We start from the raw sequence: 13,580 nt of genomic DNA on the forward strand, positions 1-13,580 counted from the left end.
GGCACGCTCCTGGCTTCCGCGGTCCGACCGTTCGGAAGAATACTCTCCGCATAGTTGACCGCTGGTGGATCAGTCTGTCGGAGCCCGGTGCCGCCAATCCCGGGGATCGACAGTCTGAATTTTACTCAGCTCTGCCGGTGGCGACTAGGAGAATACTGCCATTCACAGGTTGTGCGGCAACCACCTACATGTGCACGTGCAGGCGTCGTGCCGCCTCGGAGATGGAGCCGCTCAGCGACGGGTACACCGTGAAGGTGCTGGCGACGTCGTCGACATGCAGTTTCTGCTTCACTGCGATGGAGATGGCGAAGATCAGCTCCGACGCGTTGGCGCCGACCACCACGCCGCCGATCACGGTGCCCGATCCCTTGCGGGCGAAGATCTTGACGAAGCCGTCCTTGACGTTGCGCATCTTGGCGCGGGCGTTGCTCTGCAGGGAGAGCTTGATGATGTCGCCCTGGTACTTGCCGGATTCGATCTCGGCCTCGGAGACACCCACTGACGCGATCTCGGGCGACGTGAAGATGTTGGACGCCACCTGGTGCAGCTTGATGGGGGTCACCTGGTCGCCCAGGAAGTGCGCAATCGCGATCCGGCCCTGCATGGCGGCGACGGAGGCGAGCGCCAGGACGCCGGTGCAGTCGCCGGCGGCGTAGATGTTCGGGGCAGTGGTGCGGGACACGCCGTCCACCTTGATGTGGCCGCTTTCGGTCAGCGCCACGCCGGCTTCCTCCAGGCCGATGCCGGCGGTGTTGGGAATGGACCCCACGCACACCAGGCAGTGGCTGCCGGTGACCTTGGAACCGTCACCGAGGGTGACCACCACGCCGTCTTCGGTCCTTTCCACCGTCTCCGCACGCGAACGGGACAGCACCTTCACGCCGCGACGTTCGAAAACTTCTTCCAGCACCTCGGCAGCGTCCGTGTCGGAACCCGGAAGCACGCGGTCGCGGCTGGAGATGAGGGTGACCTTCGAGCCCAGGCCGTTGTAGGCGGAGGCGAACTCGGCGCCGGTCACGCCCGAGCCCACCACGATCAGTTCTTCCGGCAGCTCGTCCAGGTTGTAGATCTGTGCCCAGTTCAGGATCCGCTCGCCGTCCGGCCGTGCCGTGGGCAGTTCCCGCGGGTGCGCCCCGACGGTCAGCAGGATGGCGTCAGCCTCGACGGTCTCGGTTCCGTCGGCGGTCAGGACCTCGATGGTGTGGCTGTCCACCAGCTTGCCGGACCCGTTCAGGATGCGGACGTTCTGGTGCTCCAGGCCGGTCTGGATGTCGAGGGACTGCTGGCGGGCGAGGCCCAGCAGGCGGTCGTTGATGTGCTTGAGATCGGCGCGCATGACCGGAACGAAATCCCCGCCGTCGACGTCGAACTTGACTCCCAGCTCGCCCGCAACGCTGACGCGGGTCATCAGGTCCGCCGTCGCAATCAGCGTCTTGGACGGCACCACGTCGGTCAGCACCGCGGAGCCGCCGAGGCCGGAGCGCTCGATGATGGTGACTTGGGCTCCCAGCGAGGCGGCCACCATGGCGGCTTCATAGCCACCCGGACCTCCGCCGAGAATTGCGATTCGGGGGGCGCTGAAATCAGGATGCATAGTCACAAACGACTATTCTCCCGCATCCTGCGCCTGACCACCAACCGTCCCGGGCAGGCCAGGCGGCCCCACGGAGCGCGTTCCTGCTGCCCGCACCGGCTCCGGCACGGTAGCTTGGACCGGGTGAGCACAACAGATTTCCTGGACACGGATCCCTTCGAAGCAGCCCGGACGGCCGCGGATTACATCGCGTCGAAGACCGGCGTCGAGGCACACGACACCGCACTGGTCCTGGGCTCAGGCTGGGCCGAGGCCGCCGACCTCATCGGCGTGACCACCGCGACGCTGGCGGCCTCCGAGGTCCCGGGCTTTTCGGCTCCCGCCGTGGAGGGACACGTGGGCACGATTCGTTCCGTGCTGACCCGGGAAGGCAAGCGCGCACTGGTCCTCGGCGCCCGCACCCACTACTACGAGGGCAAGGGTGTACGCGCCGTTGCCCACGGCGTGCGAACCGCGGCCGCCGCCGGCTGCCGGACCCTGGTGATCACCAACGGCTGCGGCGGACTCAACGAAGACTGGACACCCGGCACCCCCGTGCTCATCAAAGATCACATTAACCTCACCGCGGCGTCCCCGCTCGAAGGGGCAACCTTCGTGGACCTGACCGACCTGTACTCATCGCGGCTCCGGGACCTGGCCCGGGAGGTCGACCCGTCACTGAACGAAGGCGTCTACGCCCAGTTCACCGGCCCGCACTACGAGACGCCGGCCGAGGTGCAGTACGCCAAGCGGATCGGTGCCGACCTGGTGGGGATGTCGACTGCGCTGGAGGCCATCGCCGCCCGTCACGCGGGCATGGAGGTCTTCGGAATCTCGCTGGTCACCAACCTCGCTGCCGGCATCAGCCCGACCCCGCTGAGCCATGAGGAAGTGCTCGAAGCCGGACACGCTGCCGGGCCGCGCATTTCCAAGCTCCTGGCGGAAATCATCGGCCGGCTCTAGTCCCGGCCGTTGTCCCTGCCGAGGAGTTGGGCGAGCGTGGTGGCGCGCGCCTGGGGGAACCGCCGCTCAAGGGACTGCGCAATGCCTGCCACGCTCTGCCGCGCGAGTTCGGTGCGCCAGGCCAGCTCCGCCTGGCGCATGGACTGCGAAATGATGCAGCTGTGGAGGTAATCCTCGTCCGCGTCGCCGCCGGGGCAGTTTGCCAGGATGCCTTCGCAGCGGAACGCCAGGTCCCGGCCTTCGATGGCCAGCACCACGTCCAGCACTGAGATCCGGTCAGCACGCCGCGCCAGTTGGAACCCTCCCCTGGGGCCGGACACGGACTGCAGGACGCCGGCGCGCACCAGGCACTGAAGCTGCTTGTTCAGGTACGCCGGAGGCAGCTTGTACAGCTCGGCCAGCCGGCCGCTGCTGATCGGTTCCCCCACGGGTGCCCACGCCATGTTGACGCAGCAGTGGAGGGCCCACTCCACCCCCTGGTTCAGCTTCACAACCCAGACGCTACGTGTCCAGAATTTTTGCTGTCAAGGAGCGTTCCGTCGGCCACGAAGCAATGGAGTTGTGACAGATCCGCTGCCCTGTCCGGCACCGCTCCGCCGGGTTTTGACGATAGTTTGGTTTCCATGACGCCTTCCGAAGCCGATCTTCAGCTGCTCGACGACGCCCGCGCCTGGGCTGCCCAGGATCCGGACCCGCGCACCGCGGCAACGCTGACCGAACTCGTGAAGCTCACCGAGGCCGGCACGCCCGCCGCCCGGCAGGACCTCGAAGACAGCTTCCGGGGAACGCTGCAGTTCGGAACGGCGGGCCTGCGTGCCGCCCTGGGGCCGGGGCCCAACCGGATGAACCGCGTCGTGGTCCGCCGCGCAGCGGCGGGCTTCGCCAATTTCCTGGTCCGGGCAGTGGCGGAGGCTGCGCCCGGCACACGGCCGCGCGCCGTCGTCGGCTATGACGCCCGCTACAACTCAGACATCTTCGCCGCGGAGACGGCGGCGGTGTTCACCGCGGCCGGAATCGAGACGTTCCTGATGCCGGCCGCCCTGCCGACGCCGCTGCTGGCGTATGCGGTCCGGGCGCTGGAATGCGACGGCGGTGTGATGGTCACTGCCAGCCACAACCCTCCGCAGGACAACGGCTACAAGGTGTACCTCGGCCGTCATGCCGTGGAGGAAAACGGCCGGGGGGCGCAGATCGTGGCGCCGTACGACGCCCTGATCGCCACCGAGATCAGCAACGTGGGCGACCTTGCCTCGATCCCACTGGCCCAGGACGGATGGACGGTCCTGGACGCCGGGATCGTTCAGGACTACGAGGCCGCCACGGCGGGGCTTGCCGATCGCGGGCTGTTCCCGGCCCGGAACCTGAAGATCGTCCTGACACCGTTGCACGGCGTAGGGGGCGCCACGGCTGTCGCCGTCCTCCGGGCAGCCGGGTTCACCGACGTGACGCTGGTCAGCGAGCAGGCCGAGCCGGACCCGGACTTCCCCACCGTCAGTTTTCCCAACCCCGAGGAACCCGGCGCCCTGGATTTGGCGCTTGGCACAGCGATGCAGGCGGACGCGGACATCGTCCTGGCCAACGACCCGGACGCGGACCGCGCCGCGGTGGCTGCGAAGGACCCTGACACGGGTGCGTGGCGGATGCTGCGGGGCGATGAGGTGGGCGCCCTCCTGGGGGCGCATGTCGTGGAGCGGCTGGCCGCCGCCGGGGCGGACGACTCCGAAGTGGACGACTCCGAAGTGGACGCGGGCGGCAGAGTGTTCGCCAGTTCGATTGTTTCGTCCCGGCTGCTTGCGCGCATCGCCGCGGCAGCCGGGTACGCCCACGAGGAGACGCTCACGGGGTTCAAGTGGATTTCCCGGGTGCCGGGCCTCGTCTACGGCTATGAGGAGGCGCTGGGCTACTGCGTTGCACCGGATCTGGTCCGCGACAAGGACGGACTGGCCGCCGCGGTGCTGATCGCAGAGCTGGCGGCCGCGGCCAAGTCCGAGGGCAAGACGATCTTCGACACCCTGGACGAGCTGTACCTGGTCCACGGACTCCACGCGAGTGACCAGCTGAACATCCGCGTGGGGGACCTCGGCCTGCTGGACGCCATGATGAACCGGCTTCGCGTAAACCCGCCCGAATCGTTTGGCGGTTCGGCCGTGGAGTCATTCGTGGATCTGGCCGAAGGCAGCGAACAACTGCCTCCGACCGACGGGTTGCTCTATGTGACCCGCAACCTCAGCCGTGTGATCATCCGGCCAAGCGGCACGGAGCCGAAACTCAAGTGCTACCTGGAGGTCATCCAGAGCGTCGGCTCGGCCGCTGAACTGCCCGAAGCCCGGCTGGCGGCCAGGGCAGCGCTGGACCAGGTGCTCACAGACGTGCGTGAGGCGCTGGGCCTGTAATTGGCTCTGGGTCTGTAAATGGCCCTGGGCCTTTAGAGCTCGACCTCGATGAAACCATCGACGATGCGCGTGCTGAACGCGGCCAGGCGCAGGTCCCCGTTGCCGAAGCACTCACCCGTTTCGAGGTCGTAGACCTCCTTGTGCAGCGGCGAGGCGATGGTGGGGCGCGCGCCGCGTGATCCGAGGATGCCGCGTGCCATGACGAAGGCACCGGTGGCCGGGTCCTCCTGCGCTACCGCGAAAACCTCACCGGGGCCCGTGCGGAACAGGGCCACCTGCCGACCGGCCACGAGTGCCGCTTCGCCCCAGGCCAGTTCCAGGTCCTCCACTGCGCAGACACGGTGCCAGCCTGCTGCATATCCGGTGGCGAGATCCTCAAGTTCCAGTGTTGCCGTCATGTCCGGCTCCTCTCCCTTTGCGTGCTTTCCGGCGGCGGGCCGGTCCTGCAAGACGTGAAATTGCGCCTGCTCTAGCCGCCGCTGTGGCCGTATACCAAAGCTAGGGTGACGGTGTTTCGACGGGGTGCAGTCAATGTGTCGGGAACGTAAAAGACACTTCACATAGCCCGAAACAAGGCCGTGATGCAGAAGTTAAGTTCACGAAACAATTGGGAAACTGAAGCGAAACTGCGCCTCCCTAGTCTGGATGGACAAGCTGCAGAGCACCGTCTGCGGCCCAGCGAAAGGCCCACAGTGACCGAACAGACTTCAACCTCATCGACTCCGCGCCGCATCGTGGTCGCCGGCGGCGGCCCTGCAGCCCACCGTTTTGCGGACGCCATGCATGCCCGCGGCCTCGATGGCTGGCATGTCACGGTCCTCACTGAGGAAGCCCACCTCCCCTACGACCGCGTTGCGCTCTCCAAGGCCCTCACCGACATGGACTACGACCTCACCCTGGGTGAGCGCGCCATGTGGGACCACGCCAACGTGGAGCTGAAGACCGGCGAGCGCGTAGTCAAGATCAATGCCGAAGCCAAGACGGTGGAAACCGCTGCCGGCAACACCTTCGAATACGACGAACTGGTAGTCGCCACCGGTTCGAATGCAGCCCGCCTGCCAATCCCCGGCGCCGAGCTCACACACGTGTACCGCACGCTTGAAGACGTCTGGGCCATTAATAAGGCCATCGCCGAGCTCACGGAAAAGCTTGGCCGCAAAGTCAACGCCGTCACCATCGGTGGTGGCCTCCTGGGGCTCGAGTCCGCCGCCGGCACAGAGCAGCTGGGCGCCAACCCGATCGTCATCGACGGTTCGCAGTGGCTGATGGCCACGCAGCTCGACGAAGGAGCGGGCCAGGCAATGGGCCGGCTCATCAAGGCCAAGGGCTTCGAAGTCCACGGCGGCGTTTTCCCGTCCGAAGTCCTCTCCGACGGCGAGGGCCAGGTCACGGGCGTCCTCATGGCCGACGGCCGCATCATCGAAGCCGACATGGTGATCGTCGCCATCGGCGTCCGGCCCCGCGACGAACTCTTCCGCGCCGCCGAGGGCGAGGAGCAGGTGTTCAGCCTCGGCCAGCGCGGCGGCGTGGTCATCAACGACTACTGCGCCACCGAAGTACCGGGCATCTGGGCCATTGGTGAAGTAGCCAACTTCGGCGGCATGTGCCTGGGCCTGGTTGCGCCCGCCAACACCATGGCAGAGATCGTGGCGGACCGCCTGCACGGCGGGGATGCCACCTTCCCCGGCTTCGACACCGCCACCAAGCTCAAGCTGTCCGGTGTGGATGTAGCCAGCTTCGGCGACGCCTTCGCGAAGACCGAACACGCCCTCGAAATCGTGTACGCCGACCCCGCCCGCGGCGTCTACCAGAAGATCGTCACCACGGACGACGCCAAGACCCTCCTGGGCGGCATCTTCGTGGGCGACGCCTCGCCGTACATGAGCCTTCGCCCGCTGCTGGGTCGCGAACTTCCCGCCGAACCCGGTGCGTTCCTCAGCGCCGCCGGCGGCGGCGACGCCCCCGAGACTGAACTGCCGGACGATGCCACCCTGTGCTCCTGCAACAATGTCACCGCGGGAACCATCCGTGACGCCATCAACGGCTGCGGCGCCTGCGACGGCAACGCCCCCGTCCAGGAACTCGGCGAACTCAAGGGCTGCACCCGCGCCGGAACCCAGTGCGGTTCCTGCGTGCCGATGCTCAAGAAGCTGCTGGAAACCGAACTAACCAAGTCCGGCGTCGAGGTTTCGAAGGCCCTGTGCGAGCACATCGAGCTGTCCCGCCAGGAACTGTTCGACGCCATCCGCGTCCTGGAACTGACCTCCTTCGAGGAGATCATGGCCAAGTACGGCACCGGCGCAGGCTGCGACATCTGCAAGCCGACCATCGCCAACATCCTGGCCAGCCAGAACAGCGCCTACGTCCTGGACGCCGGCCGCGGCACCCTGCAGGACACCAACGACCGCGCCCTCGCCAACATGCAGAAGGACGGCACCTACTCGGTGGTCCCCCGCATCGCCGGCGGCGAGATCACCCCGAAGAAACTTGGCGTCATCGCCGCCGTCGCTGAAAAGTACAACCTGTACACCAAGATCACCGGCGGCCAGCGGATCGACATGTTCGGTGCCCGGCTGGAGGAGCTCCCGGAGATCTGGAAGGAACTGGTGGACGCGGGCTTCGAATCCGGCCAGGCCTACGGCAAGAGCCTGCGCACGGTGAAGTCCTGCGTCGGTTCCACCTGGTGCCGCTTCGGCGTCCAGGACTCGGTGGCCATGGCCATCCAGCTCGAGCTCCGCTACCGCGGCCTCCGCAGCCCGCACAAGCTCAAGATGGGCGTCTCCGGCTGCGCCCGCGAATGTGCCGAGGCCCGCGGCAAGGATGTGGGCGTGATCGCCACCGCGGACGGCTGGAACCTGTACGTCGGCGGCAACGGCGGTGCCACCCCGGCCCACGCCCAGCTACTGGCCAAGGACCTGGACGACGAGACGCTGATCAAGTACATCGACCGCTACTTCATGTACTACATCCGCACCGCCGACCGCCTGCAGCGCACCGCACGCTGGCAGGAGGAGCTCGACGGCGGCATCAAGCACGTCGAGGACGTCGTGGTGCACGACACCCTGGGCATCGCCGAGGACCTCGAGGCAGCCATGGCCAAGCACGTCGACACCTACATCGACGAGTGGGCAGACACCCTGAAGGACCCCGAGCGCCTGCGCCGGTTCCGCTCCTTCGTGAACGCCCCGGACCAGAAGGACGATTCCATCACCTTCGTCCCGGACGAGCGCGGCCAGATGCGCCCGGCAACGGCAGAGGAAAAAAGCAAGGTGCTGGTCGGGGCCTCCATCCCCATGCGGCCCCGCGATGAGAACGAGGTATAGCCATGCAGCTCAGCATTGATCTCACCGGCCGCGATGTCCTGGTCACCGGTTCGGACTTCGCCGCCCGCCAGGCCGTCCGCCGCTACGAGGCAGCCGGCGCCGTCGTCTCCCGCCTCAGCACCCCGCAGGGTGCCGGGCACGACGGTCCCCTGCCCGAGCGCCCCTTCCTCGTCGCAGCGGTTGACGACGGCCAGACCGGCTGGGAGCCACTGCTGGACCGCTGCCGCGCCGCCGGCATTCCGGTGGCGGCCGAACCGGCCGCCGGCCGGGCCGGCCACGTCACGCTGGTTGGCGGCGGCCCGGGAACCGGCGAGCTGCTGACCGTGGCGGCCGTCAAGGCCCTGCGCGATGCCGACGTCGTGTTCTACGACCGGCTGGCCCCCTACCAGGAGCTGGCATCCCTCACCTCCGCCGAACTGGTCGACGTCGGAAAGCGCCCGGGACACCACAAGGTGAGCCAGGGCGACATCGAGAAGCTCATGGTCGCTTCCGCCCTGGACGGCAACAACGTGGTGCGCCTGAAGGGCGGTGACCCGTACGTCTTCGGCCGCGGCGGTGAGGAAGTTGCTTCCTGCGTCGCCGCCGGCGTCCCCGTCCGCGTCATTTCCGGTGTCACCAGCGCCATCTCCGTGCCGGCTGCCGCCGGCATCCCTGTGACGCACCGTGAAGTCAGCCACATGTTCACCGTCGTGTCCGGCCACGCGCCGCTCACGGAGAAGGAACTGACGCACCTGGCCGGCCTGGGCGGGACGATCGTGGTGCTGATGGGCATCGGCACGCTGCACCACCTCGCCGCAGGCCTGCGCCGCGCCGGGATGCGCACCGACATGCCCATGGCTGTGGTGGAGCGCGGCTACCGGCCGGGCCAGAAGACCACCATCGCGGAACTGGGCACCATCGCTACTGCCGCCGCCGGCTGCAGCAACCCCGCCGTCCTGGTGATCGGCGAGGTGGTGCGGGTGGCTGAGGCCAACCGCGGGCATGCCGAGGCCGCGGCCGAGCTCGACCGCCTGGCGGCCTCGCTGCTGGGTTCGTGATAGGCATGAACGCAATGAATGCACTGGCCCCCACTGAAACAGCAGCGCCCACCGAAACCGCGCCGGAGGCGGCTGCCGAAGCCCCGCTGGAGGGTTTCCGGATCGGTGTGACGTCCCACCGCCGCTCGCGGGACCTCATCGAGGCCCTGGAACGCCGCGGCGCCGAGGTCCTGCATGCCCCGGCCCTGAAGATCGCCCCGGTGAACGAGGACATCAGCCTCATCGAGGACACCAAGGCGATCATCGCGGCAAAGCCGGACCTCTGCATCGCCACCACCGCCTACGGCATGCGCCGCTGGTGCGAGGCGGCCGACGCGTCGGGGATCGGCGAGTCACTGCTGGAAACCCTGGGCGCCTGCCGGATGTTCGTGCGCGGACCCAAAGCCCGCGGCGCGGTGCGCGCGGCCGGCCTGGCCGACGTCGGAATCAGCAGCGACGAGACCACGGCGACGCTGGTGGACATGCTCCTGGCGGAGGGCGTGCGCGGCAAGACCGTGGCAGTGCAGCTGCACGGCTACACGGATGTCCGCCAGCTGGAACGGCTGCGGATGTCCGGCGCCACCGTCCTGACCGTGACCCCGTACCGCTGGGTCAAGCCCGACGGCGCCGACCGGCTCCCCCGCCTGATCGAGGCTGCGTGCAGCGGCAACCTGGACGTCCTGACGTTCACGAGTGCCCCCGCCGTGGACGCCATGTGGAGCACAGCCCATGAGATGGGGCTGTACAAGCAGCTCGTGGAGAGCCTCAAGACCACCGTAACGACCGCCGTCGTTGGTCCGGTGACGGCACAGCCGCTGCTGGACGCGGGCATCACTCCCCTGGTGCCGGAGCGGTTCCGGATGGGTGCGCTGATCCGGCTGGTGTGCGAGCACCTTGCGCTGAACCATGTGCGCCGCCTCGACACGCGCTCCGGAAACGTGGAACTGCGCGGCCGGTCGCTGCGCATCGACGGCGAGGCGGTGGAGATCGCCCCGGCGCCGCTGCTGCTGCTCCGCGCGCTCCTGGGCGCCGGCGGTGCGGTCCTTTCCCGGGAGTCCCTTTCCGAGCTCCTGGAACTGCGCGGCTCGGTGCACGCGCTGGACATGACGGTCAGCCGGCTCCGCTCTTCCCTGCCGGACGGCAAGCTCGTGGAAACCGTGGTGAAGCGCGGCTACCGCATCCGCGTCTAGCGGCCGCACCCACCCCGGTGTGATGCGAATAACAGAGGGAGTTTTTGTACAGATATATGGCCCCAAAACTTGGTTTAGGGCGCGATATCTGTACAAAAACTCCCTTTTGTTACCGGGTGGTAAATAGCAGCGAACAGCCGGCGACAATTCCGCAACGGCAGGGAAACACCCGCGAAAAACGGTCCCCCTAGGCTGGGTCCCATCAGCACAACAGGGCCCGAGACCGGCCCGCCTGGTGCAGCATTCGAAAGGGCCCGCACATGTCCGCTCCGGCACAGTTTCCGTCCACCGCCCCTTCCACCAAAATCCTCATCGCCGGGGCAGGCCCGGCCGCCCAGGCGCTGGTGGCCCAATTGGCCGCTGCACAGTTCTCCGGGACCGTCACGGTGCTGAGCAGCCGCGACGACGCCCCCGACGACCTGCTGGAACTGGCCGCCCTGCCGTTTGTCTCCGTACGCTTCGGCCAGCCCGCCAGCCACATCGACGCCGGGGCCAAGGTGGTCACCACCGCCGACGGCATGGAATTCTCCTACGACCAGCTGGTCATCGCCACCGGCTCGGCCCCGGTGCACTCGCCGGTGGACGGCTCCGGCCGTTGCCTCAGCTACTCCACCATCGACGACGCCGCCAGGATCGGGCACGCCGTCAAGGAAGTCACCCGCGTGCTTGGCCGCAGGCCGCTGGGCATCCTGGTGGGCACCGGTCCCGCCGCCGGCCAGGCCGAAGCGGTGCTCCGCGCCCGGGGCGTCCGTCCGGTCCGCACCACTGCCCGGCCTGCCGCCGTGGTGCCAGCGCTGGCCGGTTCCGTGCTGCCGGCCGCCGGCGTCGTGTTCGAGGACGGCAGCCGCATGAACGGCGACCTCGTGGTCCTCGCCGAGGACCGCACGCCCCGGGACGGCCTGGCGGCCGCCGCGGGCGTAAAGACGGCAGCGTCCGGCGGGATCGTCGTCGGCCGCGACTTCCGCTCCTCCGTGCCGGGCATCTGGGCCATCGGGGACGCTGCAGCGTTCGACGGCGTGCGGCTGGGTCTGCTGGTGGCGTCCGGTTCCGCTGCCGGCGTCTGCGCCACCGAGCTCATGGCGGCGCTTCCGGTGGGGCAGCTGGCCGCCGCTGCCTAGCTTTCCGGCTGTGGCAGGATGGTTCGCAAGGACGCCGCGACACCCGGGGCGCCTTCGGCCAAAAGCCCACGGAAAGGACCAGCATGAGCAACGAAGCCAGCCCCGGCACGGGCACCGCGACCAGCCCCGCAGAATCTCGCGGGGACGGCAGCGGGGCGCCGGGCATCGCTTCCTTCATCGACCACACGCTGCTGAAGCCGGAGGCCAGCGAAGCGGAAATCCTCAAGGTGTGTGCCGAGGCCGCCGAGTACAGGTTCAAGTCGGTGTGCGTGAACCCCGTGTGGGTCAAGACGGTCAAGACGGCCCTCAAGGGCACCGGCGTGCTCACCTGCTCCGTGGTGGGTTTCCCGCTGGGCGCCACGCCCAGCGATGTCAAGGCGTTCGAGGCGCGCGGGGCCGTGCTGGACGGTGCCGACGAAGTGGACATGGTCATCGACATCGCTGCGGCCAGGGCCTCGGACAGGGGCGCCCTCGTGGACGACATCAAGGCCGTCGCCGAGGCCGTCCACGCCGGCGAAGCGATCCTCAAGGTCATCATCGAGACTGCCCTGCTCAGCGATGACCAGAAGGTCCTGGCCTGCGAAGCGGCCGTGGAGGCCGGCGCCGACTTCGTCAAGACCTCCACGGGCTTCAACGGCGGCGGCGCCACCGCCGGGGACATCGCCCTCATGCGTCGCACCGTGGGCCCGGACCTGGGCGTCAAGGCCTCCGGCGGCGTGCGGTCCCTCGAGGATGCACAGGCTATGATTGCTGCAGGTGCAACACGTATTGGCGCCAGCTCCGGTATTGCAATCGTCAAAGGCGAACAGGGTTCGTCTGCGTACTGACCGGCGGCAGCCACAGTTTGAGCCCCGCGGGGCCGAGGAGGAATGAATGTCCAGCAAGATCGACCAGCAGGTAAAGACGCCCCAGAACGAGAACACCCTGGCCGGCAGCATCGTTCTGTTTGTGGTCATCATGGCCCTGTTCCTGGGTGCCATCTACTCGCTGTCCTTCCTGTCCCTGGAGAACCCGTGGCCGATGGCTGTGTGCCTTGGCCTTTTCGCCCTCGCCTTCTGGATCCCGCAGACCATCACGGGCCGCTCCGACTCCGCCGGCGAATACTAAAGCCCAACTGAACTAAAAAGCCGAAGCCCCGGACAGATCAAACTGTCCGGGGCTTCGGCTTTTTGGCTCTGAATCAGGGCAGTCCCAGCAGGCTGCTGGCCAGCCGGCCGGCCAGGGCCAGCGCGGCCGGAAAATGCGCGCCGGCCAGCGACCACGCGGCCAGGCACATTCCCACCATGGCGTAGCCGCTCACCGGTATCAGCACCAGCCACTCCCGCCGGGACCCTGCCCGGCCCAGCAGCGGGATGGAGAAGGCGCCGTTGGGCCGCCAGAAGTTCCTCAAGACCCACATCCGGCGCAGGAACTTGGGCGGTTTGATCACCAGCGGCCAGAGGAGCGGAACACCGCCGGTGGTCACCATGTCCCCCACAATGTGGACCACGACGCCGATCAGCATGGACATGGGCAGCCAGGTCCACTGGTGCGGCGCAAACCAGGTCACCAGGCCGGCCATGGCCAAGGCAAAGACCCAGTTGGTGATCCACCCGGACTTCGGAAACAGTTTCAGCGCCTTGGCGGCGATGTTGATCATGAACATGCACAGCAGCCCGGCACCCACGGACAGCACACCCCACGGCGTGTCCACCTGGATCTGCGCCGCAACCGCGGCGAGCAGCACGAACATGGCTGCCCCCAGCACCGAATGCGTGCCCTGCCGGTGGCCGCCGCTGGCATTCTCGATGCCCACGGCGATCATGTTGGACAGCGGCGGCAGCGAGTGCGCCACGGTGCTGGAACGGTGGTCCCAGTCGCACACCAGGGCGGTGCCCGCAGTCGCCATGCCGCCGATCAGCACACCGGTGGCATCCAGCGGGTACCAGCCCAGCGTGTACGGCCCCGTCGCGGCAATAGCCACCCACGCCGCGGCTCCTGACGCGGCGTGGTGCCCTCCCATCA

The 13,580-nt window shown here is 67.9% G+C and carries 12 protein-coding genes; 8 read left to right on the plus strand and 4 right to left on the minus strand.

Going from position 1 to position 13,580, the window contains the following annotated elements; all coding sequences use genetic code 11:
- Positions 1 to 184 precede the first annotated feature (184 nt).
- A complete protein-coding gene (locus AC57BR_RS06000; protein ID WP_496358868.1) occupies positions 185 to 1,600 on the minus strand; it encodes an NAD(P)H-quinone dehydrogenase in 1,416 nt (471 codons plus the stop codon).
- Between the two features lie 117 nt (positions 1,601 to 1,717).
- Between AC57BR_RS06000 and AC57BR_RS06005 the strand changes: the two genes are divergently transcribed.
- A complete protein-coding gene (locus AC57BR_RS06005; RefSeq protein WP_496358870.1) occupies positions 1,718 to 2,536 on the plus strand; it encodes a purine-nucleoside phosphorylase in 819 nt (272 codons plus the stop codon).
- Here the strand turns inward: AC57BR_RS06005 and AC57BR_RS06010 are convergent.
- Positions 2,533 to 3,027, minus strand: a complete 495-nt coding sequence (locus tag AC57BR_RS06010; RefSeq protein ID WP_496358872.1) for an RrF2 family transcriptional regulator — start codon at positions 3,025 to 3,027, stop codon at positions 2,533 to 2,535. The two genes, AC57BR_RS06005 and AC57BR_RS06010, sit on opposite strands and share 4 nt — an antisense overlap.
- A gap of 132 nt (positions 3,028 to 3,159) precedes the next feature.
- Between AC57BR_RS06010 and AC57BR_RS06015 the strand changes: the two genes are divergently transcribed.
- The gene (locus AC57BR_RS06015) at positions 3,160 to 4,929 is read left to right on the plus strand and encodes a phospho-sugar mutase (protein ID WP_496358874.1); all 1,770 of its coding nucleotides are present in this window, start codon (positions 3,160 to 3,162) and stop codon (positions 4,927 to 4,929) included.
- A gap of 32 nt (positions 4,930 to 4,961) precedes the next feature.
- Here AC57BR_RS06015 and nirD read toward each other — a convergent pair whose 3' ends face one another.
- A complete protein-coding gene (gene nirD / locus AC57BR_RS06020; protein ID WP_496358876.1) occupies positions 4,962 to 5,327 on the minus strand; it encodes a nitrite reductase small subunit NirD in 366 nt (121 codons plus the stop codon).
- A 294-nt stretch (positions 5,328 to 5,621) separates the two neighbouring features.
- Here nirD and nirB point away from each other — a divergent pair, with 294 nt between their 5' ends.
- The 6 genes from nirB to AC57BR_RS06050 all read left to right on the plus strand — a co-directional run bounded on the left by nirB (position 5,622) and on the right by AC57BR_RS06050 (position 12,683).
- Positions 5,622 to 8,252 carry a nitrite reductase large subunit NirB gene (gene nirB, locus AC57BR_RS06025; protein ID WP_496358877.1) on the plus strand — a complete coding sequence of 877 codons (2,631 nt, stop codon included), beginning with the start codon at positions 5,622 to 5,624 and terminating at the stop codon, positions 8,250 to 8,252.
- 2 nt (positions 8,253 to 8,254) lie between these two features.
- A complete protein-coding gene (gene cobA, locus AC57BR_RS06030; protein WP_496358878.1) occupies positions 8,255 to 9,289 on the plus strand; it encodes a uroporphyrinogen-III C-methyltransferase in 1,035 nt (344 codons plus the stop codon).
- 14 nt (positions 9,290 to 9,303) lie between these two features.
- A complete protein-coding gene (locus AC57BR_RS06035; protein WP_496359025.1) occupies positions 9,304 to 10,458 on the plus strand; it encodes a uroporphyrinogen-III synthase in 1,155 nt (384 codons plus the stop codon).
- Between the two features lie 260 nt (positions 10,459 to 10,718).
- Positions 10,719 to 11,576: an FAD-dependent oxidoreductase gene (locus AC57BR_RS06040; protein WP_496358880.1), complete on the plus strand. Its 858-nt coding sequence runs from the start codon at positions 10,719 to 10,721 to the stop codon at positions 11,574 to 11,576.
- An 83-nt stretch (positions 11,577 to 11,659) separates the two neighbouring features.
- Positions 11,660 to 12,403, plus strand: coding sequence for a deoxyribose-phosphate aldolase (gene deoC, locus AC57BR_RS06045; protein ID WP_496358882.1), 744 nt, complete (start codon positions 11,660 to 11,662; stop codon positions 12,401 to 12,403).
- A 46-nt stretch (positions 12,404 to 12,449) separates the two neighbouring features.
- Complete coding sequence (locus AC57BR_RS06050; RefSeq protein WP_307100790.1) at positions 12,450 to 12,683, plus strand: hypothetical protein; 234 nt, start codon at positions 12,450 to 12,452, stop codon at positions 12,681 to 12,683.
- A 73-nt stretch (positions 12,684 to 12,756) separates the two neighbouring features.
- Here AC57BR_RS06050 and AC57BR_RS06055 read toward each other — a convergent pair whose 3' ends face one another.
- Complete coding sequence (locus tag AC57BR_RS06055) at positions 12,757 to 13,578, minus strand: metal-dependent hydrolase (protein ID WP_496358884.1); 822 nt, start codon at positions 13,576 to 13,578, stop codon at positions 12,757 to 12,759.
- Positions 13,579 to 13,580 lie beyond the last annotated feature (2 nt).

The sequence above is a fragment of the Arthrobacter sp. BGA-UO-ETr-C19 genome, from assembly GCF_059568005.1.

Excerpts from the sequence above, each read along its gene's own strand:
- cobA (WP_496358878.1), top strand. The coding sequence starts at position 8,255 with ATGCAGCTCAGCATTGATCTCACCGGCCGCGATGTCCTGGTCACCGGT.
- AC57BR_RS06035 (WP_496359025.1), top strand. The coding sequence starts at position 9,304 with ATGAATGCACTGGCCCCCACTGAAACAGCAGCGCCCACCGAAACCGCG.
- AC57BR_RS06055 (WP_496358884.1), bottom strand. The coding sequence starts at position 13,578 with ATGGGAGGGCACCACGCCGCGTCAGGAGCCGCGGCGTGGGTGGCTATT.
- deoC (WP_496358882.1), top strand. The coding sequence starts at position 11,660 with ATGAGCAACGAAGCCAGCCCCGGCACGGGCACCGCGACCAGCCCCGCA.
- AC57BR_RS06050 (WP_307100790.1), top strand. The coding sequence starts at position 12,450 with ATGTCCAGCAAGATCGACCAGCAGGTAAAGACGCCCCAGAACGAGAAC.
- AC57BR_RS06040 (WP_496358880.1), top strand. The coding sequence starts at position 10,719 with ATGTCCGCTCCGGCACAGTTTCCGTCCACCGCCCCTTCCACCAAAATC.
- AC57BR_RS06015 (WP_496358874.1), top strand. The coding sequence starts at position 3,160 with ATGACGCCTTCCGAAGCCGATCTTCAGCTGCTCGACGACGCCCGCGCC.
- nirD (WP_496358876.1), bottom strand. The coding sequence starts at position 5,327 with ATGACGGCAACACTGGAACTTGAGGATCTCGCCACCGGATATGCAGCA.